This is a genomic window from Sphingomonas sp. CCH5-D11, from assembly GCF_001557395.1.
Classification (GTDB): domain Bacteria; phylum Pseudomonadota; class Alphaproteobacteria; order Sphingomonadales; family Sphingomonadaceae; genus Sphingomonas.
Genome location: NZ_LSKH01000304.1, coordinates 21,964 through 47,848, shown reverse-complemented (window position 1 = coordinate 47,848; position 25,885 = coordinate 21,964). Strand labels below are relative to the sequence as shown.

Annotated in this window: 29 protein-coding genes and 1 tRNA gene; 12 read left to right on the top strand and 18 right to left on the bottom strand. The window is 64.4% G+C overall.

Annotated elements, in window-relative coordinates; genetic code table 11:
- Positions 1-183 precede the first annotated feature (183 nt).
- Positions 184-318: a hypothetical protein gene (locus AX702_RS23500; RefSeq protein WP_269450413.1), complete on the top strand. Its 135-nt coding sequence runs from the start codon at positions 184-186 to the stop codon at positions 316-318.
- A gap of 514 nt (positions 319-832) precedes the next feature.
- Here the strand turns inward: AX702_RS23500 and AX702_RS18440 are convergent.
- From AX702_RS18440 to AX702_RS18420, 7 genes are all read right to left on the bottom strand, one after another.
- Positions 833-1,102, bottom strand: coding sequence for a hypothetical protein (locus tag AX702_RS18440; RefSeq protein WP_066781899.1), 270 nt, complete (start codon positions 1,100-1,102; stop codon positions 833-835).
- Between the two features lie 356 nt (positions 1,103-1,458).
- Positions 1,459-1,608, bottom strand: coding sequence for a hypothetical protein (locus AX702_RS22225; protein WP_156455594.1), 150 nt, complete (start codon positions 1,606-1,608; stop codon positions 1,459-1,461).
- Positions 1,609-1,625: 17 nt separating this feature from the next.
- The gene (locus AX702_RS21815; protein ID WP_082746355.1) at positions 1,626-1,805 is read right to left on the bottom strand and encodes a hypothetical protein; all 180 of its coding nucleotides are present in this window, start codon (positions 1,803-1,805) and stop codon (positions 1,626-1,628) included.
- Between the two features lie 118 nt (positions 1,806-1,923).
- A complete protein-coding gene (locus AX702_RS18435; RefSeq protein WP_066781898.1) occupies positions 1,924-2,808 on the bottom strand; it encodes a hypothetical protein in 885 nt (294 codons plus the stop codon).
- A gap of 99 nt (positions 2,809-2,907) precedes the next feature.
- The gene (locus tag AX702_RS18430) at positions 2,908-3,756 is read right to left on the bottom strand and encodes a hypothetical protein (RefSeq protein WP_066781897.1); all 849 of its coding nucleotides are present in this window, start codon (positions 3,754-3,756) and stop codon (positions 2,908-2,910) included.
- On the bottom strand, positions 3,678-4,415 hold the full coding sequence (locus tag AX702_RS18425) for a hypothetical protein (RefSeq protein ID WP_156455593.1): 738 nt from the start codon (positions 4,413-4,415) through the stop codon (positions 3,678-3,680). The genes AX702_RS18430 and AX702_RS18425 overlap by 79 nt, the downstream gene beginning before the upstream one ends.
- A 5-nt stretch (positions 4,416-4,420) precedes the next feature.
- Positions 4,421-4,975, bottom strand: a complete 555-nt coding sequence (locus tag AX702_RS18420; RefSeq protein ID WP_066781895.1) for a hypothetical protein — start codon at positions 4,973-4,975, stop codon at positions 4,421-4,423.
- A gap of 18 nt (positions 4,976-4,993) precedes the next feature.
- On the opposite strand from AX702_RS18420, the gene AX702_RS18415 reads away from it, so the two are divergent.
- The 10 genes from AX702_RS18415 (at position 4,994) to AX702_RS18375 (ending at position 10,679) form a co-directional block, all read left to right on the top strand.
- A complete protein-coding gene (locus AX702_RS18415; protein WP_066781894.1) occupies positions 4,994-5,644 on the top strand; it encodes a hypothetical protein in 651 nt (216 codons plus the stop codon).
- Positions 5,644-6,432 (top strand): hypothetical protein, encoded by a 789-nt coding sequence (locus AX702_RS18410; protein ID WP_066781893.1) that lies wholly within the window; start codon positions 5,644-5,646, stop codon positions 6,430-6,432. Before AX702_RS18415 ends, AX702_RS18410 begins: the two co-directional genes overlap by 1 nt.
- Positions 6,433-6,744: 312 nt before the next feature.
- A complete protein-coding gene (locus AX702_RS18405; protein ID WP_197420681.1) occupies positions 6,745-7,434 on the top strand; it encodes a hypothetical protein in 690 nt (229 codons plus the stop codon).
- Complete coding sequence (locus AX702_RS18400; protein WP_066781892.1) at positions 7,431-7,967, top strand: hypothetical protein; 537 nt, start codon at positions 7,431-7,433, stop codon at positions 7,965-7,967. Before AX702_RS18405 ends, AX702_RS18400 begins: the two co-directional genes overlap by 4 nt.
- Positions 7,957-8,322 (top strand): Lar family restriction alleviation protein, encoded by a 366-nt coding sequence (locus AX702_RS18395; RefSeq protein WP_066781891.1) that lies wholly within the window; start codon positions 7,957-7,959, stop codon positions 8,320-8,322. Before AX702_RS18400 ends, AX702_RS18395 begins: the two co-directional genes overlap by 11 nt.
- Positions 8,319-8,588 carry a hypothetical protein gene (locus AX702_RS18390; protein ID WP_066781890.1) on the top strand — a complete coding sequence of 90 codons (270 nt, stop codon included), beginning with the start codon at positions 8,319-8,321 and terminating at the stop codon, positions 8,586-8,588. Before AX702_RS18395 ends, AX702_RS18390 begins: the two co-directional genes overlap by 4 nt.
- A 79-nt stretch (positions 8,589-8,667) precedes the next feature.
- On the top strand, positions 8,668-9,024 hold the full coding sequence (locus AX702_RS18385; RefSeq protein WP_066781889.1) for a hypothetical protein: 357 nt from the start codon (positions 8,668-8,670) through the stop codon (positions 9,022-9,024).
- Positions 9,021-9,152 (top strand): hypothetical protein, encoded by a 132-nt coding sequence (locus AX702_RS23495; protein ID WP_269450412.1) that lies wholly within the window; start codon positions 9,021-9,023, stop codon positions 9,150-9,152. Before AX702_RS18385 ends, AX702_RS23495 begins: the two co-directional genes overlap by 4 nt.
- Positions 9,149-9,319: a hypothetical protein gene (locus AX702_RS18380; RefSeq protein ID WP_156455591.1), complete on the top strand. Its 171-nt coding sequence runs from the start codon at positions 9,149-9,151 to the stop codon at positions 9,317-9,319. Before AX702_RS23495 ends, AX702_RS18380 begins: the two co-directional genes overlap by 4 nt.
- A gap of 139 nt (positions 9,320-9,458) precedes the next feature.
- Positions 9,459-10,679 carry a tyrosine-type recombinase/integrase gene (locus AX702_RS18375; protein WP_066781887.1) on the top strand — a complete coding sequence of 407 codons (1,221 nt, stop codon included), beginning with the start codon at positions 9,459-9,461 and terminating at the stop codon, positions 10,677-10,679.
- 21 nt (positions 10,680-10,700) lie between these two features.
- On the opposite strand, the gene AX702_RS18370 is transcribed toward AX702_RS18375, so the two are convergent.
- From AX702_RS18370 to lon, 3 genes are all read right to left on the bottom strand, one after another.
- Positions 10,701-10,775: transfer RNA gene (locus AX702_RS18370), tRNA-Val, on the bottom strand.
- Between the two features lie 62 nt (positions 10,776-10,837).
- Positions 10,838-11,113, bottom strand: a complete 276-nt coding sequence (locus tag AX702_RS18365) for an HU family DNA-binding protein (RefSeq protein WP_066781886.1) — start codon at positions 11,111-11,113, stop codon at positions 10,838-10,840.
- A 159-nt stretch (positions 11,114-11,272) separates the two neighbouring features.
- Positions 11,273-13,669, bottom strand: coding sequence for an endopeptidase La (gene lon / locus AX702_RS18360; protein WP_066781885.1), 2,397 nt, complete (start codon positions 13,667-13,669; stop codon positions 11,273-11,275).
- 123 nt (positions 13,670-13,792) lie between these two features.
- Between lon and AX702_RS18355 the strand changes: the two genes are divergently transcribed.
- Complete coding sequence (locus tag AX702_RS18355; protein ID WP_066781884.1) at positions 13,793-15,520, top strand: M1 family metallopeptidase; 1,728 nt, start codon at positions 13,793-13,795, stop codon at positions 15,518-15,520.
- 97 nt (positions 15,521-15,617) lie between these two features.
- Here AX702_RS18355 and AX702_RS18350 read toward each other — a convergent pair whose 3' ends face one another.
- The 8 genes from AX702_RS18350 to AX702_RS18315 all read right to left on the bottom strand — a co-directional run bounded on the left by AX702_RS18350 (position 15,618) and on the right by AX702_RS18315 (position 25,879).
- Positions 15,618-16,481: a hypothetical protein gene (locus AX702_RS18350; RefSeq protein ID WP_156455590.1), complete on the bottom strand. Its 864-nt coding sequence runs from the start codon at positions 16,479-16,481 to the stop codon at positions 15,618-15,620.
- Positions 16,482-16,703: 222 nt separating this feature from the next.
- On the bottom strand, positions 16,704-18,596 hold the full coding sequence (locus AX702_RS18345) for an XrtA/PEP-CTERM system amidotransferase (RefSeq protein WP_066781882.1): 1,893 nt from the start codon (positions 18,594-18,596) through the stop codon (positions 16,704-16,706).
- A complete protein-coding gene (gene xrtA, locus AX702_RS18340) occupies positions 18,596-20,116 on the bottom strand; it encodes an exosortase A (protein WP_066781881.1) in 1,521 nt (506 codons plus the stop codon). Before xrtA ends, AX702_RS18345 begins: the two co-directional genes overlap by 1 nt.
- Positions 20,113-21,264, bottom strand: coding sequence for a TIGR03087 family PEP-CTERM/XrtA system glycosyltransferase (locus AX702_RS18335; protein WP_066781880.1), 1,152 nt, complete (start codon positions 21,262-21,264; stop codon positions 20,113-20,115). The genes xrtA and AX702_RS18335 overlap by 4 nt, the downstream gene beginning before the upstream one ends.
- Before the next feature lies 1 nt (position 21,265).
- Positions 21,266-22,288 (bottom strand): FemAB family XrtA/PEP-CTERM system-associated protein, encoded by a 1,023-nt coding sequence (locus AX702_RS18330; protein WP_082746353.1) that lies wholly within the window; start codon positions 22,286-22,288, stop codon positions 21,266-21,268.
- Positions 22,285-23,160 (bottom strand): XrtA system polysaccharide deacetylase, encoded by an 876-nt coding sequence (locus AX702_RS18325; protein ID WP_066781879.1) that lies wholly within the window; start codon positions 23,158-23,160, stop codon positions 22,285-22,287. The genes AX702_RS18330 and AX702_RS18325 overlap by 4 nt, the downstream gene beginning before the upstream one ends.
- On the bottom strand, positions 23,160-24,227 hold the full coding sequence (locus tag AX702_RS18320; RefSeq protein ID WP_066781878.1) for an ExeA family protein: 1,068 nt from the start codon (positions 24,225-24,227) through the stop codon (positions 23,160-23,162). The genes AX702_RS18325 and AX702_RS18320 overlap by 1 nt, the downstream gene beginning before the upstream one ends.
- 29 nt (positions 24,228-24,256) lie before the next feature.
- A complete protein-coding gene (locus AX702_RS18315) occupies positions 24,257-25,879 on the bottom strand; it encodes a hypothetical protein (protein ID WP_231731935.1) in 1,623 nt (540 codons plus the stop codon).
- Positions 25,880-25,885 lie beyond the last annotated feature (6 nt).

Here is a 25,885-nt window from a genome sequence, read left to right as displayed (position 1 = left end):
CGAAGATTGGGCTATCTTGGCAATCCTGCTTGGCGGCTATCCACTACTGGTGTTGCTGGTCGCGATAACCGGGCCGCACAACGAAACAGAGCGCCGCGAACTTGCTGAACGTCGCCGCGCGCATCTCCTTTCGTCCGATAAGTCCCCTTGCTCCTCACCCGATAACGAGAGAGACTGACGGACATGAGCCCGGAGGAAATCGCATCGCTATCCGACCGCGATCTCGTCGCCGCGTACCAGCGCACGACCGGAGAGCCTGGCGACGCGGAGGCAGACGCGCTGCTGGCCGAGATCGCGCGGCGCAACCTGGACCTGTAAAGATCATTGACCGCCGGTTCGTCACCAGCTTCCTCGCCACGCTCGCGTTGATGGCGTTCGGGGTGTGGGTGGTGGGGTAACAACCGCTAACAGAGGGTAACGAGCGCTATACCGGGAGGCGGCCCAGACTTAATCCCTCGTGTTGTGTTTGGTCAGGTCGCGTGGCCCTTATTAAGCGCCAGCCCTTGCGGAAGGCCAAATGCTGCGACCGGGGCGCAAATCCCGGCTGACAGGGCGGTGTCCCGAAGGCTCCCTCGCTCTCTTCCGTACAGTTCAACCCTTCTTGGTCGAGCGCAGCCCGATCTTCATAGCATGCATGCCACCTTGTTGACTAGCGATAAACGTGCTAGCGGGGAGTTGCGCTGATCGCGGATGGATGAGGGGCAACCCGACAGGCCCTCACGCATAGCTCGCAGTAGGAGGCCACTACGCCCGGTCAGTGCTTCGGCATGGCGGCCGGCAACGTCGCAAAGTGGCTCGGCTCCATCAGCGCTGATGGATAGCCGGATCGCTGTCAGCGTTCCCACAACACCCGCGGCCTCTCCACCGGTTGCCGCTCATTCAGCTTCACCGCCCGCAACGCCGCGCCCTTGTGCCCGCACTTCTCGCAGCGGAACCGATACCCTGCCGCCTCAAGCGCCGTGTTCCACCCCTTCGCCATGAACAGGTCTTCCACGCCCTGTCGCTCAAGCACGACCTGATGCCCGCACTTGTTGCATGTGACGCCCAGGTGCGCGTCCACCTTCGCCAGGTCGTAGATGGTTCGGAAACGCAGGCCGCCCATGATCTAGCGCTTCGGAACCAGCGTCCATTCCTCGCCGTCCACAACAGCCTTCTGACCGCACAGGCGGCACACGGCTTTGGTCGCGCTGGCGCATTCGTAGAGCCTCGACCAGCGGTGCACGCCTCGCTCGCAATCGGTCTGTGTTCGCGGTTCGTTCTCCATGCCTCACGGATAGGTGCGGGAGGCGGGGGAGTCTAGCGGGGGCGGCAACTCATCGGAAATCCCGAGTAGTTGGGGGTGGTGCGCTGAGCAAAGGAAATCAGTCTCTACCCCGCAGAAAACTGCCGTTTTTGGGCGGTGCTGAGCGATATGGGAATCAACATATCGGGTAAGACAACGATCGTTTGCTTAACTCCTCACGGCTTCCGCGTCGCTGCCACGATAATCGGCGTCGCCTTGGCTGCTACCTTGGGCGCGACCAGCCCCAGCAGGACCAGCGCGAGTTCGGGGTTTTCGCGCGCCTTGGTGGCGATGGTCTTGGCGATGCGGGTGAGGTTGATCTTCATATAACGGAATCCTTATATTAGTGCTGCGTCGGCAACGGGGCGAGATCGACTTCGCCGTCAGGATTGCAGCAGCACGGCGCGCCAGCCCCACCGCAGCATTCTTCCGCTCCCGTCATGCCGGCCCAGGCGACGAAGGGGTGGTTCTCGCAGACCCAGCCGTGATCCTGGCAGATGTCGCAGGCGTGGTCTTCAGTCACGACGGTTCCTTTGTTGCCTGTTGTGCAACAATCGCGGCGTTGCGGTCGGCAAGTTCGCCCCCGCCTTTCGTGGCGCTGTATGCCCAGCCCACCACGTCCTTGATGAAGGCCCCGACAATCAGGGCAGCGATGGTCTTGAAGAACTCGTCGCCGCGCAGATCCGGGACGGTAGCGATGAGGGCGATAATCGCGCAGGTGAGCCCGAACACCGAAATGCCGATCCAACATGCGCGCTTGGCACCGTCAAGAAGATACTGTCGCTGTCGATCGAGGCGCAAAAGCCCGCCACGACGCTGACGCCGATCGGAATGTAATCGCGCGTTTGGCCGGTGTTCCAGCTTTCCGGCGCGCTGTCGTTCGTCCCGTAGCAGACGATCGTCACGTCTGGCTGATAGGCTGCGAGGTTCGCCTGCGGTGAAGGCCCACCACCCGGCGCCGGGTCGTTGAAGCTGACGATCGCCGCGCCGTTCACGCCGAAGTTCGCAAACTCCCATTCGCAGAAGCCGAATGGATCGAGCTGCGCCTTGGCCTGGCGCATCGCTACCTCGACCGGGCTGTTGCCCGCGCCGGCCAGCCCACCGCCCTCGTTCAGCATGTTGGACGAGCCAACACCCGCGAACTTGATCTTCGTGCCGGGCCCGTTGAACGCCGCCTGCCGGATCTTTCGGGCGAGGTTCGGGAGCGCTGACCAATCCGCCGCGGTCGACGCGAATTGCACAGAGATCAGGCCATCGGAACCGTCCTGGCCACCCCCGCCGCCACTGGTGTCGCCCGACAGGATCCACCGCCCGGCCTGCAGGTTGGTCAGGTCGTCGGGCTTGAGCGTTTCGTCGCCGTCATCCGCGGCAAAGGATGACGGGTTGAACGAGTAGAGCCCCACATACTTGACCAGCACGGTCGAGTATGTGCCGAGCCCGCCAGACGGCAGCGCCCGCAGTTCCTCGATCGACGGCACCTGCGCCAGATTGCCCGGGAACGTGATGTCTAGCGCCGATGTGGCCATGGTGGTATCCTGGAAAGCGTGAATCGACAGGTGGAAATTGCCATTGTCGCTGCCGCACTCGGCGCGACACGAGCCCTTTGGCCCAAGGTCCGCGCCCCGTTACGGCGGGGCATTGCTGTAGGCTTGCACAAGGCCGGGCGCGGCTATCGGGGCGCCACGCGCGCCATATTCAAGAAGTCGCGCTAGCTCGGGCGACGTAAAGCTCTCGCGCAGCATGGCGCGATTACCGGCGCGGGCGAGCGCATAGGGAACGGTCCCGACCGCCCCCAGCCCCAGAGCGATCAGATTGGATTGCGCCCACCGTCCCGCCGTGCCGCTGTCCGGCACCTCCGAAGGAAGGATATCGGACGCTGCGTCCGCAAGATCCTGGTTCAGCGCTTCGCCGCGCGCGTACCCGCGGGACCGCACGGTATCGGACGAGCGGCGCACCGCCTGCGAATATGCCGAAGGGCCGAACACGCCCTTGCTGTTCAGCGCGGCTCGCTCGACTTGCGTCAGGCTCTTCCAGCCCTGATTGATCGCGCGCAATCGCTGGGCAGACGCGGGGTTCTGCCGCGCAGCCGTCTCGCGCAGGGCGTCTAGCACCGAACTGAGCGCATCGCCCAATTCCTGCTGGTCAGCGTCCTGCGATCGAGCATAGCGGCGGATCTTCTCCCCTAGCCGCGTCTCAATCTCCTTCATCGCCTCGCCAGACACTTCCGTGCCGTTGACGAAATAGCGGTCGCTCAGATCGGCGAGGATGTTGTTGAACTGGCGGATCCGGCCGGGCGCCATGCCCTTCGTTTCAGCGTGGATCGCAACCAGATCGTCCGCGAACTGCTGATCGCCAGATACACGCAGCGTCGGCAGGATATCGTCATATGCCTTGCTCAGTTGGTCGCCCGCGTAGCGGATCGCCCGGCGCCCGAACGGCGTGTCCTTTGGCAGGGCCTCCCCGATCGGCTCCAACGCGCGGTTGATGGCAGCCGTGTTGAACGTCTCTCGGCTGCGGCGGGGTTGTCTTCGGTGAGGGTGTCGGCGCTCAGTTCTGCGTAGCGTTTGGCGTAGGCATCCAGCACGCGCTGGTGCAGCTGTGGGTTCGCACCGGCTAGCTTTTCCATCGCCTTCTTGCCGCCAGCCTGAATGTGCGCGAGGCGATCGAGATCTGCGGCGCCGACGACGAATGCGATGTGATCGTTCGCCCACTGCTCAGCCGACTGCCTGCCCTGCTGCTGTGGCGGCTGCTCAGTCTTGAGCGGCTTGATCTTGTGCAGCTTGCTCGCCTTCTGGCTTTCCTTGACGACAAGCACCTTCTCGCCGTCAATATCGGACGCCTGATCTATGCGGATGCCGCCAACCTTCACGCCTGCCCAAGTGACATTCGGGTCACGAAACAGGCGCAGCGACTTGCCGACATACTGGCTCGCATCCGCGCCCCACAGGCCGACGATCACACGGCTTACGGTCTTGCAGGGACGGAACAGCTTATCCGTGCCCTCCAGTGCCATCTCGACCGGCTGCTCGGTGCCAGGCTTGATTTTGACGCCCTTGATGGTGACGACGCGCGGGCCTGCGATCAGGTCGTCAGCGTTGATCTGGTCGCTCTTGGCGACGATGACGGCGGACATATCATTCATGCGTTTTCTCCCTGCCGGCGCGCGATCTCGCGCTCGGCATTCCATTTCAGATCTGCTTCCATTGTTGGTTGCCGGAGCATCCAGCCGAGGAACCCGGCCTCCACTTCGCCCCATGGCTGTCCGCGGAACTTGCCAATCGGGCACGTCGGCAGAAGGCGCGGCTCCTTCGTCCACGCGATCATGTCGCGGCCGGTTGCGCCTGCGTCGAACAGCGCCATGAGAATGTGCGCAGTCGTGTAGGCGTCGGGACCGGCGCGATGGGCCGGCTGCGTTAGCGCATGATCCGGCTTGATCTTCCCGGCGTCCTCCAGCCAGTAGCGCAGTGCGCCGTTGCTGTGGCTCGGCGCGTCCGGCCAGACGCGAAGAGCGGCCTTGTACGTGCAGATCACCGGCACCGGCGAGGTGAAAAACTTCGTCTCAAACTCGGCATTGTGCGCAGCGATGGCGTCAGCCCGGTTGCTGCGCGCGAACATCTGATCGGCGTCGAACGGCTGCCATTGCTGGCATTCGGCAAGGCTGATGTGGTGGACCGCTCGCACCTCTGGCGGCATCGCATCGACTAGGCATAAGTGATCGGCGGGTCGCTCGATCAGCCGCTGCTCAAGATGGAAGTCGCAGGTGCCAACTTCGCATACGAGTGGAACCCTGATGGTTCATTGCGCCCGATCGCTGGCGGCCCGGCGGATCCCAGCACCTCGACCAATCGGAACGTGCAGAGCAATCGCAAGGCCGAGGCGGATCTACGGAAGGAATTCAATGGCCTCCCGGAAGTAAAGCGCTTCAAGACGGTTCGTTCGGCACGCGAGCAGGTCCGGGCGATCATGTCGCGCCCGAACAAAACGGCGCAGGACGATATCGCGCTGGTGTTCAGCTACATGAAAATGCTGGATCCGGGCTCGGTCGTTCGCGAAGGCGAATATGCGACTGCACAGAATGCCGCAAGCATCCCCGAGAACATCCGCAACCTGTATAATCGCGGCGTCAGCGGCAATCGCCTGACCGAGCAGCAGCGCAAGAACATGGCGTCGCTGGTCGACCGTTTCTATCAGTCGGAGCGCGAAACCTACAACAGTGCTGCTACGCAGTACCAGGGTTATGCGCAGGATTACGGCATTGATCCCAAGCGGATCGCGCGCCGCTATGTGCCTGATCAGCGCCAGAAGCCGCAGCCGCAACGCATCTCGCCAGATCGCATGCGCCAGTTCCGGGTGATCCGCTGATGGCCCGGCAGTATGACATTCAGACCCCAGACGGGAAGACGATCCGCGTCGAGGGGCCCGATGACGCGACCGATGAGGAGCTGATCCAGTTCGCGCGATCACAGGTTGGCGATCAGTACCAGAGCAACCCGGTCGAGGTGGAGCGTAACGACGAGCGCCCCACGTCCTTCGCGCAGGGCGTCGCGGAGGGTGCGGCGAACGTGTGGAACCACGCCGCTGACTGGCTGGAGGGCGGCCTTGAGCAGATCGGGGTAGCCGATGAGGTAAGCGCCTTGGGTTCGGCGCTTGGCTTTGCTCCGAATGTTGAGCAGGCGGTGATCAACCAGCAGCGCCTGTCAGCGTCGAGCCCGTATCAGGGCAGCACGGCGGGGCGACTGTCGGGGGAGTTCCTGGCCTCTCTCCCCTTGGGACGGCTTCCAGGTGGCGCCGCGGTACAAGGTGCCGCCACTGGCGCGCTGATGTCCAACCAGTCGGACCTTGCCGGCATTGCCACAGATGCCGCGATCGGCGGTGCGGTCGGGAAGGTCGCCGATGTCGGTTTGCGTAAAGCGGCAGACTTGGCATCTCCTTTTGTCGAGGATGGTCTGCGTTCCCTGGTAAGGGCCGGCGTTCGCGTGACCCCCGGGCAGACCGCCCGCGCTGGCGACAGCTTGGGCTCCCGCATCGCGTCCACGATCGAAGATCGCGCGACCAGCCTGCCATTTGTGGGAGATGCGATCCAGGCGGGCCGGGCGCGCAGCGTGGAAGCGCGCCGACGAGGACATGGGCGAGTTTGGCGGGATGGATGATCTGACGGAGCGCGCGGAGTGAGCTGGGCCGCTGCGAACGAAGCACGGCAGGCCGGCTGCGACGAGAAAGCGCGGCGCTTGCAAGAGGCCATGAAGGTGGCGCGCTCAGTGAAGGAAGCCGACTATCTCGCCGGCATCCCACCGCGTACCGCTCGCCGCCTTCGCGCCCGGCTCCGTCGCGCATGATCCCCCCGGAAGCCCCGGCCGCACCCAGCGGCTCCACACTCGCGCGGTCCTTCGGGGCTGGGACTGCGCTGGACCTGTTTCCTCCAAGGGGCTGGTGGCTGCCTAACAAGCGCCACCAGTGAAATGATGAACGATGCGCATGTGATTGCTGACATTGATCCGTCACGCGAGCCGATTGTTCTCGTCGCGCTGGACGATCCTGAACACAATCCAAAGCTGTTTGCCTGTCGCACCTGCGGCAATGCCTACAGCGTCAAGCAGGTTGGCATCCTTAACGCTCGCGACATGGCGATCAACTGCACCGACTGCAATCCCAAGACTTACGCATGTGACATGTGCGGGTGTGAAACTCCGCGCTATTGGACCCGATGCTATAGTTGTCGACATGAAGCGAAGTTGGCAGCTGCGACGGAGGTTGTCGATGACGGCGGGCCCTACTGCGCTTTCGGCGGCGACACCTATTATTTTGACATGGGCGAAGCGGCAGATGCCGGCGTCGATTGGGTCAGCCCCTGCACTGTATCTTACCCGCAGATCAATGCCGATAGCGTGTTGGAAACACTGCTTGATGACATGTTCGAAGACTCCAGCATTGATGACATGGCGGGCGTGGAAGCGTTCTATGCTGCCGTAAAGTCATTCAACGACGCGCAGACCACGCCAACGTACTTTGGCGACGACAAGCGTAAAATCCGCGTGCCCCGCGATACGGATGGAAGCCCGGAGGGGCGAGACGCGCAGCGGCTCGACGGCGAAGCCGCGACAGCCGGGGCCGAAGGCATCGCCCAACCCTCTGGTTCGGAGCAATCAGCATGACGATTGATGAGAACCGCGCGCGGACGGTGTACCAGCGCATTGAGCGTGAGACTGGCGTAATGCCGCCGGAAGGATCGGCCATGCAGGAAGCCGTCATCCGCGCCATGCTCGCCCTCGCCACCGAAGCCGCACAGCCGGAGGGGTGGGTGCCGAGCGAGAAGGACGCGCGCGAAGACCTGAAAACGATCGCACGTCGCGCCAACATCCTGCTTACGGAGAACGCCGAGGTACTCACGGTCACCGTCGAACGGCATGTCAGGTCCATTCGCGACACAGCACTTCGGCTTGCCGCCGCCTCCCCGACACCACCCGCACCCCTGCGAGCAGATGCGGGGGAGGCTGTCACGACACTGGACGTGTTCTTGGCAGGCTATGCTGGCGAGCCGGATAGTGGACTGGTCAATCGCTGGCACAGCGATGATCTGCTGACGTGGGGACACCTGCGCACGATCTTGTCCGCCCTCACCACCCCCAAGCCGGATGCCTCGGAAGGGGAAGCCCTCGCCACCCAGGAGAACAACCATGCCGGGTGAGGAACTTCTGGCGTGTCCGTTCTGTGGCTATCACGCCGAGATAGAGGGGTCCGGCATTGTTGATGACTGGCAAGCTGTTTGCCAGAACGTCACCTGCACGGCGCAATCAGCCCATTTCGTCGCGAAAGAGCAGGCTGTCGCCGCTTGGAACACCCGCCTCGCCCATAGCGCATCCACGCGCGAGGGGGAGGCATCCCGTCCGCTGCCGACGCGGGAAGAGGTGGCGGAAGCGGCCTACACGGCGCACGTGAAGCGCAACAAGCCGTGGGCACAAGAGACCCTATGGGCGAAGGAACGGTGGAGAGCATCCGCCGACGCAATCCTAGCCCTCCTATCCCGCGAGGCGCAGTCATGAGCAAGGTCACTTATGAACAGGCGTTCGCCGACCACGCCTATCTGTGGGAAACTTACGGTCCCGCCAAAGACATGACGGGCGGTTATGTCGATCAGGGGGATTTAAGAGAACTACTTCGATCGCCAACCAAGGTGACTGCCAGGAAGTGCCTGGTCAGTCAGATTGAATACTGGTTTTCTGTCGGCCCGGAAGAGGGGCGCATGGACTCAACCGATCCGAAACTGATCGAGATTGCGGAACGGCATGACCAGGATCTGTCGTCATGAGCGCCGACGACCTGTGGGACATCACCTTCGAGCAGGACGAGCAGCTTGCCCGCGCTGCCCGGCGTCGGTGGTGGTGGAGGTGGGCGCTGTGAGTGTGGATCTGCCGCCGGTGATTGTGTGCCACGTCACCAAAGTCTCGGATGCCGATACCGTGACCTGTCGCAACGGCACGCGGGTTCGCCTGGCTGCCGTCAACGCCCGCGAACGGGACGGATCGTGCAACCACCATCCCTGCCCGCGGATGCGCCACGCACAGGCCCAGCCGATCGCGGCCGCGCTGATGCTCGGCAAGGTGATCCGGTTCCGGATCGTCGGCACCAACGGAGATCGGCTGGTCGGCGAGCATTACGCGACCCGCTGCGCGCTGTTCCGATCGGGCGCCGCGCTGCCGTGGGTCGAATACGAACAGGCTTACAAGCTTCGGAGGTGTTCATGACTTATCGCGATATTCTCGCGCGCAAAGAGCGCCGCGATCCCGTCACCAACCGCCCTGTGTGGCCTTTGCAGACCCAGGAATGGGCGAGCCGGCGCGGCCACAGCCCGGACGACAAGGAGGCGGCATGAACATCGAAGCAGCCCGCGCCGCAGCGGCCGAGGATTACCCTGAGTTCCTGACCGACAGCAAAGGCCGGGAGCATCCCAGCATCGCGCGCAAGGCGATCCTCTCAGGGGCTTGGGATACAGGGTCGATCGTTCGCCGCCACCTGGTGGAGAAGGAGGGGGGAGAGTGAGCCACATGACCGACATTGCCCGGAAGTACCGACGCGCGCTGCGCAACGGCACCGGGCTAAACCTTACCGCTGAACAGGCACGCGCGCTGGCCGAAATGGGCGCGCTCGACATCGTGACACAAGCTGAGAACCAGGAACTATGCCCCGCGAAAACAGCCCCTGTATCAATGGGGAATTCTGGCTCGACTTCCGTCGCGATGGCAAAGCTGCCGGCGTCTACCAGATCGCGTGGTACGACACCCGCACTCGACAGGTCCGCTATCGCTCAACTCGCACGACCGATCTAGCGGCGGCCAAGAGCGCCATCCATGCACACGCTGCCAGCGAACGCGCGATGGGAAAGCAGGAGCCGCAGGAGGCCCGCGTGGTCCCGCTGCTTTCGCTCTACTGGAACGAGCGCGGGCACCAGCTCACCAACCACGACCAGACCCACCGCAGCCTGCGGACATTTATCGCGTTCCTTGAGCAAGATCGCATCGGGCTCAACGCCGTGGTGACGGATCTCGTCCCCGTTGTGTTCGAGCGCTTCCGCAAGTGGCGCATGGGGCCGCACCGCTTCGATATAGATTGGGGCGGCAAAGCCACGCCATACGAATCGGCAGGCGTCTCCGGAGATACCGTGGCGCGGAACCTCAACGACATTCGTGCGGCGCTAAACCACGCCGAGATCAACGGACGCGTGCCCTACGTGCCGAAGGTCAAGACAGTGGAGGCCAAGCACCTCAACCCGCTTCGGGAGCGCGTGCTGACGCTGAACGAGCTTGGGCGCATCTTCTGGTACGCGAAGCAAGACGCCGCTCTGTTCCGATTCGTTGCGCTCCAGTTATGCACCAGCGTGCGACCCGACGCCGCCAAGCAGTTCAACCCGCTGCGCCAGTATGACGACCGCACCGGATTAATCGACCTCCAGCCCGGTGCCGCGCCGCGAACAAAGAAGCGCAACGCGATCATCCCGGCAATCCGGCCGATGCGCGTTGTGCTGCGGGCATGGGCGAAGGAAGGCTATCGCCCGGTTGCATCGAACAAGACGGCCTGGCGAATCATGCGCCGCACGCTCGGATTGAGCGCTGACGTGTACCCCAAGACAATTCGGCACACGATCGCGACATGGCTCTACAACGACCCCACCGTGCCCGAGCGGCAGGTGAGTGAGATGTTGGGCCACGGCAGCAAGCTGCACCGAACCTCGCTGCTCTATGCGAAGTACGATCCCGCCTATCTTTCCGATGTTGTGAGGGCGCTGACCACCATATGGCGCCAAGTTTCAGGAGAGGCGCGCCGGTTTGGCGCTGACCATCTGCTGTCCACTGGTCGAAACGAGCAAGGGAGATTCCTTGCTCGCTCGATCCAGAAAGTGTAGCATTACCGAGCGTTTCGGTAATGGTGGGCGCGACAGGGATTGAACCTGTGACCCCACCCGTGTGAAGGGTGTGCTCTACCGCTGAGCTACGCGCCCGGTTGAAACCGGAAGCGGGCCTTTAGGGGGCGCTGCACCCCCTGTCCAGCCCGGATCGAAATTTATGAGTTGAGCGAATCCTTCAGCACCTTGCCCGCCTTGAACTTCGGCTGGCTGGATGCCTTGATCGTCATCGGCTCGCCCGTCCGCGGATTGCGGCCGGTGGATGCCTTGCGCTTGGTCACCGCAAAGGTGCCGAAGCCCACGAGACGCACTTCATCGCCCTTCTTCAACTGCGCGCTGATCGTATCGAACACGGCTTCGACGGCCCGGGTCGCATCGTTCTTTGCGAGCCCAGACACATTCGCAACCGCCGCGATCAACTCCTGCTTATTCATGCAACGACCCCCGTTTCGCTGTGCGGATATTCAAAAAAGTGGATTCGGCCGCGCAGGGCCGGTCGTACCAGTAAGACGGCTGGCCGGTTCAGTGTCAAACGAAACCACGGCGGCTGCGATGAACCGCCGTGGTTACCGTTACCTTACAAGTCGATAGACTTAATGATGAAGCTCGCCGCCGGCCGGTGCGATCGGCGCCGGAGGCTGTGCCGCCAGCTCGTCCGCATCGGTCCAGTCGATCGCCTCCAGCGGATCGGTAAGCGCCAGGCGAAGCACCTCGTCGACATGCGTGACAGGCACGATCTTCAGGCCGTCCTTGATGTTCTGCGGAATGTCCGCGAGATCCTTCTCGTTTTCCTGCGGAATGAGCACGGTGGTGATCCCGCCGCGCAGTGCCGCGAGCAGCTTTTCCTTCAGCCCACCGATCGGCAGCACGCGGCCGCGCAGCGTTACCTCGCCGGTCATCGCCACCTCGCGCTTCACTGGCACGCCGGTCAGCGTGGAGACGATGCAGGTGACAAGGCCGATACCCGCTGACGGCCCGTCCTTCGGCACTGCGCCCTCGGGCAGGTGAACGTGGACGTCCTTGCGATGGAACAGGCTGGGCTTGATCCCATAGGACGGCGCGCGCGCCTTGATGAAGCTCATCGCCGTTTCCGCCGATTCCTTCATCACGTCGCCCAGCTTGCCGGTCAGCTTGATCGCGCCCTTGCCGGGCACCGTCACGCTTTCGATCGTCAGCAGTTCGCCACCCACCTCGGTCCAGGCGAGGCCAGTGACGGCGCCGATCTGGTTTTCCTCTTCGGACAGGCCATGGCGGAACTTCTGCACGCCCGCGAACTCGTGGAGGTTCTCCGGCGTGATCGTGACGCTCGTCGCCTTGCCTTCCAGGATCTGGCGCAGCGCCTTGCGGGCGAGCTTGGCAATCTCGCGCTCCAGCGTACGTACGCCGGCCTCACGGGTGTAGCGCTGGATCAGCGCGCGCAGGCCCTCGGGCGTCAGCGTGAACTCGCCGTCCTTCAGCCCATGCGCCTCGACCTGCTTGGCGATCAAATGCCGCTCGGCGATCTCCACCTTCTCGTCCTCGGTGTAGCCTTCGAGCCGGATGATCTCCATGCGGTCGAGCAACGGCTGCGGCAGGTTCAGCGTGTTCGCAGTGCACACGAACATCACGTCGCTGAGATCGATGTCGATCTCCAGATAGTGATCGTTGAACTTGCTGTTCTGCTCCGGGTCCAGCACCTCGAGCAGCGCGCTCGCCGGATCGCCGCGGAAATCCTGCCCCAGCTTGTCGATCTCATCGAGCAGGAACAACGGGTTCGCGGCGCCCGCCTTGCGCAGGTTCGTCACGATCTTGCCCGGCAGCGAGCCGATATAGGTGCGCCGGTGGCCACGAATCTCGGCCTCGTCGCGCACGCCGCCCAGCGACTGGCGGATGAACTCGCGCCCGGTCGCCTTCGCGATTGACTTGCCCAGCGAGGTCTTGCCCACGCCCGGCGGGCCGACGAGGCACAGGATCGGCCCCTTCAACTTGTTGGTGCGCGCCTGAACCGCGAGATATTCGACGATCCGGTCCTTCACCTTCTCCAGCGCATAATGATCCTCGTCGAGGATCGCCTGCGCGGCGGCGATGTCCTTCTTCAGCTTCGACTTCTTGCCCCACGGCAGGCCGAGCAGCACGTCGAGATAATTGCGCACCACCGTCGCCTCGGCGCTCATCGGCGCCATGGTCTTGAGCTTCTTGAGCTCGGCGGTCGCCTTGGTACGTGCTTCCTTCGAGAGCTTAAGGGTCGCGATCTTCTGGGTCAGCTCGGCGACCTCGTCGCCCTCGCCTTCCTCACCCTCGTTGCCCAGCTCGCGCTGAATCGCCTTCAGCTGCTCGTTGAGATAATATTCGCGCTGCGTCTTCTCCATCTGGCGCTTGACGCGGCTCTTGATCTTCTTCTCGACCTGAAGGACGCCCAGCTCGCCCTCCATAAAGGCGAACACCATCTCCAGCCGCCGCGCCGGATCGGTTTCGATCAGCAGCGATTGCTTGTCGGCCACCTTGATCGAGATATTGCCCGCGACGGCATCGGCCAGGCGCGAGGCATCCTCGATCTCGCCCAATTGCGAGGCGGTTTCCGCCGGCAGCTTGCGGTTGAGCTTGGCGTAATTTTCAAACTGGTCGATCACCGAACGCATCAGCGCGGAAATCTCGGTGCTTTCCGCCGTGACCTCCTCGATCGAGGTTACTTCGGTGGTCATGTAGGTGCCGGCATCCACCAGCCCGCCGAGCCGTCCGCGCTGCTTGCCCTCCACCAGCACGCGTACCGTGCCGTCGGGCAGCTTCAGCAGCTGCAGCACGGTTGCCGTCACGCCGATGTCGTACAGATCGTCTGCCTTGGGATCGTCTTCGGCCGGGTCGAGCTGCGCGACGAGGAAGATCTCCTTGTCGGCAGCCATGGCCGCTTCAAGCGCCGCCACGGACTTGTCGCGCCCGACGAACAGCGGCACGATCATGTGCGGAAACACCACGATGTCACGCAGCGGAAGAACGGGGAAGGTCTGGGTCATGAACACTCCGGTGCCGCTTCGAACAGGCGGCATGCTTCTTTTATATGGGGTGCGCGGCGTTTCCATCAATCATCGCGCAATGATCATGGAGCAAAGCGCCCATTGATCGCATTTTAGGACCACATGATCTCTCCATCCCTGTGGCTGGCCGCCCTGCTCCTCCCCCCGGTATCGGCGCCCGGTCCGGCCGGCCTGCCACAAAAGGGCGAGCCGCCACTCACCGCACAGACGCAGATCTCCGGCGGCCCGCGCCCATCGGAGCAAACGGGCGTGACCTTTGACCATGCCGACCTGTCGATCGAGGTACGCCCGAAGCAGCGACGGATCGAGGGATCGGCCACCCTGTCCTTCACCGCGCGCGCGCCGCTCGCCCGTCTCGTCGTCGATCTGGACCGGAACCTGCCGGTGTCCGCCATCGCCATCGACGGGCGAGCGCTGCCAAGGCGTGCCTGGTCCAATCCCGATGGGCAGTTGACCATCGCGCTTCCCCGCCCGCTCGCCGCCGGCGAGAAGGTCAGCGCCCGGATCGACTATGCCGGCACGCCGCATGTCGCGGTCAATCCGCCCTGGGCCGATGGCATGGTCTGGAGCACCACCGCCGATGGCAAGCCATGGGTGGCCAGCACAACCGAGGGCTATGGCTGCGATCTGCTATGGCCCTGCCTCGACTTCCCTCCGGGCGAGCCGCGCGCCGTCGATCTGCACATCACCGTGCCGGCCGGGCTCAAGGCGCCTTCCAATGGTCGCCTCATCGGCGTCGAAACCTTTCCCGATGGCCGCACCCGCTGGAATTGGCAGGCGCGCCAGCCCAACACCTACGCCATCTCACTGGCGGTGGGGCCCTTCGAAGAGATCACTGGCACCTATCAGAGCCGCTACGGCAACAAGATCCCGCTCCATTATTGGCATCTGCCCGGCAAGGAAGAGCAGGCTCGCGCGCTTTTCGCCGAATTTGGCCCCACCCTCGATTTCTTCGAAGAGATGATCGGCCCCTATCCCTTTGCGGACGAGAAGCTCGGCGTGGTTGAGACGCCGCACATGGGCATGGAGCACCAGACCATCAACGCTTACGGCAACAAATACGCCAAGGCGCCGGAGGGGTTCGACTGGCTGTTCCAGCACGAACTGAGCCATGAATGGTTCGCCAATCAAATGACGGTGGCGAACTGGGACGATTACTGGCTCCACGAAGGGTTCGCGCAATATATGCAGCCGCTCTACGGCCAGTGGCGCGAAGGCGACGCGCGCTACTTCGTCATGCTGGAGGCACAGCGCAATCGCATCACCAACATCGCGCCCGTGGTGCGCGACAAGCTGCTGACCGAGGAAGAGGTGTACGAGCCCACCAAGGGCGGCGCGGGCACCGACATCTATTTCAAGGGCGCCTGGACGCTCCACACGCTCCGTTGGCTGATCGGCGACCGTGCCTTCTTCGCCGCCACGCGCCGCCTCATCTATGGCCGCCCCGATCCCCAGCCCGGCAACTTCACGCCGCGCTACGCCTCCACGCGCGAGTTCGAGACGTTGGTCAGGGAGGAGGCCGGCCGCGATCTCAGCTGGTTCTTCAACGCCTACCTACGCCGCGCCGCACTGCCCGAGCTGGTGGAGACACGCCAAGGCGACCAGCTCACGCTGGAATGGCGCGCCGGCGGCCCGTTCGCGATGCCGATCGAGGTAAAGGTCGGCGACCGCATCGAAAGGCTGACCATGGATGGCGGCCGCGGCGTGCTGACCATACCCGCCGGCGCCCATGTGGTGATCGATCCAATGGCCCGCGTCCTGCGGCGATCGGTCGCGGTGGAACAATTGCAGGCGTGGCAGGCCCGACAGACAGCGGCCGCTCGCCCATAACATCCATCAATCCGCAGCGACACCGACAACGGGGACCGCCGCATCCCGTACAATCTACCCGCTTGTCACGAGAGCAGCGGCAGTGCGATAGCGAAAGCTATTGCTTAGCTTCGCGCGACTTCGACAGTATTTTGCGCAAATTGGCAATTTGGGTGGATATCTCAGGCTCGCCACAGATTGCCCGATCGAATGGGTTCGGCGCATACAGGCGAATACATGCTGATGCCACCTGTTGTCGCGGGATCATGTCGAGCGGTTCGATGCTCGCATCGCCACGCTTGATCACCGCGCGCAGCTTGGAAATGTAGCCGTTCCAGCCACGTTTCTCATCGATCCGCGTAAGCATTTCCTCAGCCTGCCGCCTCAAGCGTTCCGCCTTGCCAAACTGCTTCATCTGACGGGCGGCATTCGCAGCGCGCGCCTGAAGCCATACTCTGTCCTCGACGGCAACCGTAGCATCCAGCGCACGCACTTCGCTGATGAACGTGTCCTGGTACCGCCCGAGGCGCGGATCGCCCTTCTCGACACCCTCTTCGGCCAACTCGCCTGGCGACACTTGCCAGATGGCGGAAAGAAGCAATCCGAGCGCCTCACGCTTGGGCCGGCCCAGCGCCGTGGCTAGCCAGTAAGCACGATAATAGGTCGTATCGGCCTCGACCAAGCGTTTGTACTCACCAGTTGTTATAAGGCGAGCGAGCTTCTGTGTCTCTGCTTCTGAAAACTTGTCGAACACGATCAGTTTGTTGCTCGGACATTCGGGAACGGGAAGCGGAAACGGCAGATAGCTGTAGGGCCGACCATCGGGTCGCTCGCCGTAAGTGCTGTACATCGACGGCTGCCATGCCGCGAATTGCTCGCCGCCTACTGGACAAGTCCTGTACTCCGGACCGCCATGAAGCGGCGGAACTGGCGCGGGCGGCGCCGCCGGAACAGCTTGCAGGAGCAATGCGATCGACAGCAACCTTCACCTCTTCGTCCGTACCTTCCGGCGGAGGCTATGCCGTCACTTGCACCGGCACAACGCCGTCCCGCGCATGATCATCGCCACAGCCGCTCTTCCCACTTCACGCCGGTCCGCCGCCCCGCCTTTACCTCATCCGCCGCAACCCGCTGGTCTGGTCCGGAAGCGCGACATGCTTTTCCGAGCAAAGCTACGAAGCCGATGCGCCTCGTCTAACAGCCCTCACCCGAACAACCGCTTCAGGCTCCGCTCCAGCATCACGAACTGCCACAGCGTCCGCCCATGCTCCTCGCGCGCGGCGCGGTGCGTCTCCGCCAGTGACCGCAGCACTTCCATGTCGAACCAGCCCGTGTCGGCAAGCACGCGCGATCGAGACAGCGCCGCCGCTTCCCCGGCTAGCGGCCCGCGAAACCAGTCGCTCACCGGCGTGACGAAGCCCATCTTGGGGCGATAGAGGATGTCGCGCGGCAGATAGCGTTCCATGGCTTTCTTCATCAGCCACTTGCCCTCGCCGTGCCGCAGCCGCATCGATGCGGGCAGGCGGGCGGCGAAGGACACCAGCCTATGGTCGAGCAGCGGCTCGCGCGCCTCCAGGCTCACCGCCATGCTGGTCCGGTCGGTTTTCGCCAATATGTCGCCGGGCAGCCAGATCTTCATGTCGGCATATTGTGCCCGATCGATCGGATCGCGCGCCGGCGCATCGCGCATCGCCGCAACATAGCGGTCCTCGGCGCGATGCCCGTTCAGCGCGCGCCGAGCGGCATCGTTGAACAGCCGTGCGCGCAGCGCGGGCGTGGTCACACCGACCGACCGGGCATAGGCCTCCGCGCCATCGTCGGCGAGCGCCAGCAGCGTTGTCTTCGCCCGCAGCGGGCGCGGCGCCCAGTCCGCCTTGGGATAAAGGCCGCCCAGCGTGCCGAACACCTGGCTGCGGAACCGTGCCGGCAACAGCGCGCGCACCCGCTCCTCCGCCGCCTGGAAGCGGTACCGACGATAGCCGGCCATGATCTCGTCCGCGCCATCGCCCGACAGCGCCACCGTCACCTTTTCGCGAGCGAGCGCGCAGACCTGATAGGTGGCCAGCGCCGATGCATCGGCAAACGGTTCGTCGAAAGCGGCGACCACGCGATCGAGGAGGCCGAAATTCTCCGCATCCACCACGCGCGTGTCATGATCCGTCCGGAACCGCTCCGCGACCGCTGCGGCATAGGCCCGTTCGTCATGATCGGCTTCCACGAAACCGATCGTGCAGGTGCGCACCGCCTGCGGGCTCGCCTCCGCCATCAGCGCGACCACGGCGGAACTGTCGACGCCGCCGGACAAGAAGGCACCAAGCGGCACATCGGCCACCAATCGCGACCGCACGGCTTCGCGCATATGGGCGATCAGCTCTTCTTCCAATGACTTGGCGGAGCCTTTTGCCCGGTCGGCGAAGGACACGTCCCACCATTTCACCGGCGCCGGCACCGGCTTGCCGCGCTGCACCAGGAGGTAATGGCCGGCCGGCAGCTTGCTCACCCCCGCCACGATGCAGGCATCGTCCGGCACATAGCCGAACGCCAGATAATCCTCGATCGCGCGCAGATCCGGCACTCGCCGCATCAGAGGATGTGCCAGCAGGCCCTTGAGCTCGGAAGAGAAAGCCAAAGCTCCATCGGCCAACCGCGCATAGTGCAGCGGCTTTACGCCCATCCGGTCGCGCGCCATGAACAGCTGCTGAGTGCGGGCATCATGGATGACGAAGGCGAACATGCCGTTCAGCCGTTCCAGCATCCCCGGCCCCCAGGCAGCCCAGGCGGCAAGCAGCACCTCCGTGTCGCCGTTTGTCCGAAAGACCCAGCCTTTTGCGCCGAGTTCGGTCCGTAGTTCGCGATAATTGTAGATGCAGCCATTGAAGAGCACGGAGCACGCGCCCGTCTCGTCATGCATCGGCTGGGGGGAACCCTCCACATCGATGATCGACAGCCGCCGATGCCCAAGCCCGACCCCCGGCGCCGTCCAGACCCCCTCTCCGTCCGGACCGCGCGCCGCCATCGCCTCCGTCATCGCGCGGATGCGTGCCGGATCCACCGGCTTGGGCGTCTCGGGATAGTAAAGGCCGGCCAGCCCGCACATCAGCGCATGATCTCGGCTGATACGCGGTCCAGCGCGCCGAGGTCCGCCCGGAACCGTGCCACCGCCGTCCTCGCATCATGGCCCGGCCGCTCTTCGGCGGAGAGATGCAGCGCCACCGCCCCCGGCTCCCCGCCGAGCAGCCGCGCCTTCAGCGTCGCCAGCTTGACCCTGACCGGGGCGCTCGTCACCGTCCCGTCCACGCGATACCAGGTCACCACGACCCGCTGCACCGGCCCAGGCGCCGTGATCCGCATCGCCGTTCCCCCGTCAATCGCCGGCAAAGATGCCACCCGCACCCAGCGGTCGCCCTCCCGCAGCACGCCCGTGCCATAGGAGATCACTTCCCTTCCCTCCTCCTGCCGCGCAAAGACGGCAACGGCGAGGTCCACTGCGTCGCCTCGATCATTGACATAGCGTCCGATCAGCCGGTGATCCGCGCTCGGATAAAAAGGCGCCCATGGCGCGCGCGTGCTGAGCGGCGCACGGCTCCAACCGGGCACCGCTGGCAGTTGAAGCTGCTGCGGCAAAGACTGCACACGCCCCCCGATCGCCGCCGCCCAAGAGACGAACAACGCCGCCGTCACGATGCACAGCAAGGCTGCGTTTATCGGCCCGGTGCGATGCTGCCGCGGGGCGGAAAAGCGGGCGGGATCGCATGCCGCGTCATCAGGCGCGCGATCAAACCACCGCCACGCAACCGCCATCACCGCCGCCATAACCAAGGCGAAGAACAGCCAGCCATAAACGAGGTGATCAAAGCCGGTCGCCGCTTCCAGTCCTAGAAATTGCGCCGCCCAGATGGTGCCGAACGCGCGTATGCCATTGGCGAGTATCGGCACCACAAGGGCAGCCGCCAGAAAGATCCCCCGTCGTCGCCATGAGCGGAAACAGGTGTTGGCCACCAGCGCACCAAAGGCCAGCATCGACAGCACGAACTTGGAGCCGGAACATGCCTCGGCAACCTCGAAATAATAGGGCCCGGCATGGATCAGCACGCCTTCCACCGCTGCTGGCACGCCGGCGAGGTGGAGCAGCGGCATGACCATCGCCACCGTCACCTGCTGTAGCGGGGGCTCCAGCCAGGCGCCGAACGGCACCGCAAAGAACGCGTAAGACAGCGGAAATAGCAGCGCGCGCGCAACATGCGGCCCCAGGATTGCCACCACGCTGCCCTGCAAGACGATCAGCACGCCGAAGTGCCGCGCACCCGCCACGCCGGCCGCTTCGCCCAGCAACCACCCGAACCCGCCCGCCGCAACCACGGCAAGCCCCGGCCACCAGGCAGCGGGGTTCATCGCGCCGAGTTCGCGCCGCCGTATCCACACCAGCCAGCCGACCACCGGCAGGATGAAGAGGCAATGACCGTATGTCGTGCTGGTCCACCACATCCGAACCAGATCGGCGACGTCACGGTGGAACAGCGCCAGGACGCACAAGCATGAAGCGCCAAGCGCGGCCAGATGAACGCGCCATCCGGCGGCGACCTCGTCAGCGCTTCGGAGCTGCACCGCAGGCGTCACTGGGCGCGATCCGCCAGGCACAGGCCCAGCATGGCGTCCAGCGAAGCAAGCCGCGCCTCCCAAGCGTAACGCTTGATCACCTGTTGCCGGGCCGCTGCGCCAAGGGCCATCGCACCCGCCGGATCGTGAAGGAGCGCCGCAACGCAGTCTGCGAATTCCTTCGCGCCCGCCGCGATCCGGATCGTCCCGGCATGGTCGATCCCCTCAGCAGCGGCGTGGCTGGCGACCACCGGCCGGGCCATGGCCATGGCCTCCAGAACCTTGTTCTGCACGCCGCGGGCCAGGTGCAGCGGGGCGACCACCACATCCGCCGCCGCAAGCCAGCCGCGAACATCCGCGACCTCTCCCGTGACCGTCACTTGCGCACCCGCCAAAGCGCGGACCGCCGCTGTCGGCGCTCGCCCGACAATCGCGAAATGAGCGTTCGGCAACAGCGGCAGCACCGATTGCGCGAACCAGCTCACCGCATCCACGTTCGGCCGGTAATCCATCTGGCCGGTGAAGACGATCAACGGCCGTGCACATTGAACCGGAGCTGCGACGCCGGGATCATAATGGACGGTATCGATGCCGTTCTCCAGCACGCGACTTCCCGGCAACAGCGCTGCCTCCGGCGCGCTGACAAACAGAGAGGCAGACGCCCGCGCACTCACTGCCCGCTCATACGCGCCCAGCAGCCGTGCCTCGCGCCGCATCATCCAGCGCATCGGTCCGCTCGCATCCTCGGCATAGGCGGCGAACTTGGCCGAATCCAGATCAACGAAGTCCATCACGATACTGGGTCCGGGCACCGGAGCATATTGCGCCATCTGCCCGGAGAAGACGTACATCGCATCGATCGGATGGCGGGACAGAACATGCGTCACCGCCTCGCTCACGCGCCGATCGGCGAACGCGGTCAGCGACACTGGCTTCCGCAGCGCCAGCGCTTCCGCCGCGGCACGAAGCTGGGGCTTGCTGCGCCTCACCAATGTGCAGGTTTGGACCATCGCGCGATGCTCGTCCGTCACCGCCGCATCATCATCGACGAACGAGATCAAATGAATGCGGGCCCGCACCGCCAGATATTTGAGCACATTGAAACTGCGGATCCGGTCTCCGCGATCTGGCGGAAATGGCGCACGATGCGCCAGAAACAGGATATCCACGTCAGCCCAGCCCTCGGCTGATCCATGGACCGACAAGGTTGGCGACCGGCAACGGCAGCTTCTTCCAGCTACGCACCATCATCGCATATTTGGGGTTCTGCGGATTGACCTCGCGCACAGGTCCGTCAGACCATTTGGCGTAGCGCAGCGGCGTGCCCAGAAAGCCCCAGTTCTTCTTGAATGCGGCTGGCCCCGTGCCCGTCTTTGATCGCCCGAAATCGAAGTGTGTGCAGCCTCGTCCGCGTGCGTGCGTCATCAGCGCGAAGTACATCCGATCGTTGGCGCGCAGGTGACGCGCGGCCGCAACGCCGCCCCCCCAATAAGGAAACACCGTTCCCCCGAAATAAAGACTGAGGACGCTCGCGACCGCACGACCCTGGTGCCGCACCGTCAGAATATCCGCGTCCATCATCTCCAATACCGATCGGAACAGCGATCGCGGAAAGACCGGCGTTCCCAGGTTCCGGACGGATTCCGCATAGACGCGGTAATGCTCGTCGGCCAGGGCCAGCCCCCCGGTCACGACCTCCAGATCGGCGGACAGGGCCTTGCGCACCTCGGCCCGCTGCTTGCGCGGGACGGCGAGAAGCTCGGCACCCTCGTCCTCCGCCAGCGGCCGGACAAAGCCGAGATAGGTGTCTTCATCCACGGTCCAGCCAGCAGGCACCGGTCCGCCGCGCAATTCCACTGCGGGATAGCCGATCGCGCGCGCCGCGGCCGCCAGCGGCTCGACCCCTTCGCCCAGCACGCCGCCATCCACCGCGAACCCGGCCGAAACAAGCGCCGCGCCGAAGAGGGGCGAACGCATCTCGCTAAGCGGCAGATAACCGACGATGTCGCCGGCACGCTCCGCCACCAGAGAGCGCCCCCGCGGCCCACAGCCACGCTCCACCGCGCGTGTCCATGCGGTCAGGTGAAAGGGCGTGGCTTCGGGATGATTGGCAACGAACGCATCGATGCGAGCGTCCTCCGCCACTGCTTCACGAACGACCACTTCTCCGCCCGTAGCGGCAGGCGTCTTCACCCGCGCCGCTCCTGCATTGCCACCGCATCGACCCGGCCCCAGCTATGTCGCTTCAACAGGCCGCGCAGCTTGCCGCTCATCGCCCCCAACCGGCTGTAATGCCGCAGCCGGGACCGCATCGGCGCGTTGGTGACCCGTGGCTGGTCGGGATCCACCTCCCAGGGATGAAAATAGAACATGCCGCCATGGCCCGCGCCATTCGCCTGGCGCACCGCGAGATCGGTCAGTGCCGCGGGCAGCAGGCGAAAGAATCCGCCACCCACCGCCATCCGCCGCCGTCCAAGCTCGGCAACCGACACGGGCAATTCGATCATGTCGCTGTCGGATAGCGGCTGCCACGCGAATCGCGGGCTTTCGCGCCATCCGTAATGATCATGAGCGACGGGCGCGACGCTGGAGGAGTAAAGATACCCCTCTTCGGCAAGAACCGCGTGCGCCCAGGGGGTTCGCGAATCGATCGAGAAACTCGGCGCGCGATATCCGGTGACGGCAACGCCGCCCGCATCCTCCAGGGCGGCGCGCGCACGGCGGAGATCGGCGCGAAACTCTGCCGCGCTCATGGTGAAGACGCGCTGATGATCCCAGCCATGGCTCGCAATTTCATGACCCGCGCCCACGATCCGGCGGATCAGCGCAGGGTGTCTGTGGGCCACCCAGCCCAGCGTGAAAAATGTCGCGGTCACGCCGCGTTCGGCGAACAGATCCAGTACGGCGCTGGTATTGGTGACGACCCGGCTTTGCAGATCGTCCCACGACTGCTTGTCGATCGTGTTCTCGAACGCGCCGACCTGGAACCATTCCTCCACGTCGACCGACATGCCATTGATGATCCGCGCCGCGTTTGCGGCATTTTCGCTACCGGGAACGGTCATCAGGCCGCAGCGCCGCGCACCGCCTCCAGGCTGCCGCGCGGTGCCGGTGCGTCGCTTTCCACCCAGTCGACCAGCAGCGTCAGCATGCGGCGAAGCGCGGCATCCTGCTCCTTCACCTGCTGCTCGAGCCGAGCGATGCGACCGAGCAGTTCGGGATCGGATCCGGCCGGCGAACCGCCCTCCATGGAACGCGACGGTTCCGGTGCAGCCTTCGGCACGGCGCGCACCGTCGGCGTGATGGCGGAGGCGCTGGGCAGATCCTTGGCTGCGTCCGCCCGCACGGCGTTGACCAGCGCAGCGTCGATCACCTTGGCATCGGTGATGGCGGCATGTAGCAGCACCCGCCCCATCAGTTGGTTCAGGCGACGCGGAACGCCGCCGCTCGCGCGGTGCAGGACAGGGAAGACATTGTCCGCGAAGCTCGGTTCGCCCTGCCACCCGGCGATGCCGAGCCGGTGCGTGACGTAGCTCGCCACTTCATCGGGTCCCATCGGCTCCAGATGATGAATGGCGATCACGCGCTGGCGCAGCTGCTCCAGCCTGTCCGATCCGTTCAGCCGTTCGCGAAACTCCGGCTGGCCGAGAAGGAATATTTGCAGCAGCGCTCGCCCGCCCGCCTGAAAGTTGGAAAGCATGCGCAGCTCTTCCAACGCCGACACGGGCAGCGCCTGCGCCTCATCCACGATCAGCAGGGTACGGCGCCCCGTCCGCGCGACGGCGTGAAGTCCGCGCTCCACCAGCGTCAGCAACTCCGCCTTGGATCGACCCGCCGGCTCGATGTTCAGCCCGGTTGCGACGACCCGCAGCAGGTCGTCGCCCTCGATCGCGGTCGAAACGATGGTGATGACGTTGAGGTTCGCCGGATCGATCTGGGCTGTGACATGGCCCACCAGCGTCGTCTTGCCCGCGCCGATGTCACCAGTGATGACGATAAAGCCTTCGCCCTGGGCCAGACCATAGCCGAGATAGGCCATTGCCTTCCGATGCGTGGCCGAATCGAACCAGTAACGCGGATCGGGCGTCAGCTGGAACGGCCGTTCGGTCAGGCCAAAATGTTCCTCATACATGCCGGGCGACCCCTTAGATTGCTGTCCGGTTAGAACGTGTAACGCGCGCCAAGCAGCGCCTGCGCCGACCATTGGCTATCAAAACCTTCTTGATCGAAGGTATAAAGGCCGAGCGACGCGACGGTGCCCAAACGGCCGAATTGGTGGGAATAAGTGCCGGTCGCGCCAAGATTGAACACGCCATTGGCCAGCGGCAGACCGCTATCATAGTAATTCGCGAAGAGGTTGGCGTCGACTTGCGACACCCGGCTCAACGCCCGCGACCAGAACAGCTGAGCGTAATAGCTCTCGTCGGTGACGCCGAGGGCGACGGTGCCGGGCGCGACATCCGGCGTGTTCAGCCGCCGATTGGCATATCCAAGGCCCAGACCATAAGCGGTGCGCCCACGCGTCGCGGAAATGACCCCGTCGACGCCGCGCGCTCTGTAGCTTGCGGTCGAGATCGACTGAAAGACGTTGTTCAGGCATCCCCCGGCATCGGCCCCGCCAGCCCCAGGATTGCCGCCGAAAATGCAGCCGTTGAACTGTTGCCCGAAGGGGTTGGCCGTACCCTGGAACGCGGTTGGCAAGGTGCGGAGACCATCGCGCAGCTGCCGCCCGAACGTTTCGATTCCGTCATAGACGACGATCTGCAGCCCACTGTCACGGGCGAACTGCCAGTTCAGCGAACCAAAATAGGTCTCGCCGCCATAGCGGTAGCCGGCGTTTGCCTGCAGTTCGAAGCGCGGACTCGGACGCCAGATGACGCCTGCGTCATAAATCAGTCCGTCCGTATTGTAGGCGATCCGTTCCGGCGAGGCAGGGTCGGTGACGAACCGTCCGTTATCGTCCACCACCGGGTTGCCGCTGGCATCAAGCAGCGCATCGCGCTGGGAAGCCGTGATTTTTTCGTATCCCGCACCTGCGCGCAGAGCGACAGTGCGGCTCACCGGCATGGTCACGTCGCCGCGCGCGTAAAAACCCTCGTACGTCTGATCTAACTGCCCAGCTTCCTCACGCTCATACGCGCCGCTGACCGTTACCCCCACGGGCAGCACGGCGCCCACCGGCACGCCAGCGGATGCCTGGGCCAGCACGCTCTTCGAATCGTCGAAATAGTCGAGCCGCTGCTGGCCGGCTGCCAAGCCCGTCGACACCGGCGCTTCTACCTTGGTGTAGCCGCCGAACGCCGCGGCGGCGATCTCCACCGGCCCCGCCCTGGTGGTGAGACTGGGGCCGGCGTAGACCGAATATACCTGGGTCACATTGTCGACATTGCCAACGAAGCTGCCCGGCGCCGTCCCCCGAATGTCGGCCCGCGCTCGGGTCGCGACGGCACCACCTTCAACCGTAAATCCCGGCGCAAGCGTTGCTGATGCGCGAGCCAGGCCGGTATGCACATTGTCGTCGGCGATGCGGTCGTCCCACTGGATCCGGCGCTCGTAGCGGTAGCTTACCTGCCCTTCGACACGCCGCCCGCTGATCCCGGCATCGATGCCCACCGCCACCTGCGAATAGGTCAGCACCTCGTCGTTGCTGAGACCCACGTCGAGAACCTGCGCAACCTCGATATAAGGTGCGACGTAGCGATCGCGTGCCTGGACGCTGGTCGCAGCAAGAAGCATCACCAACGTGACGCTGCAACCCAGTGCCCTCTCTTGAAGCCTCAGCACGCTGCC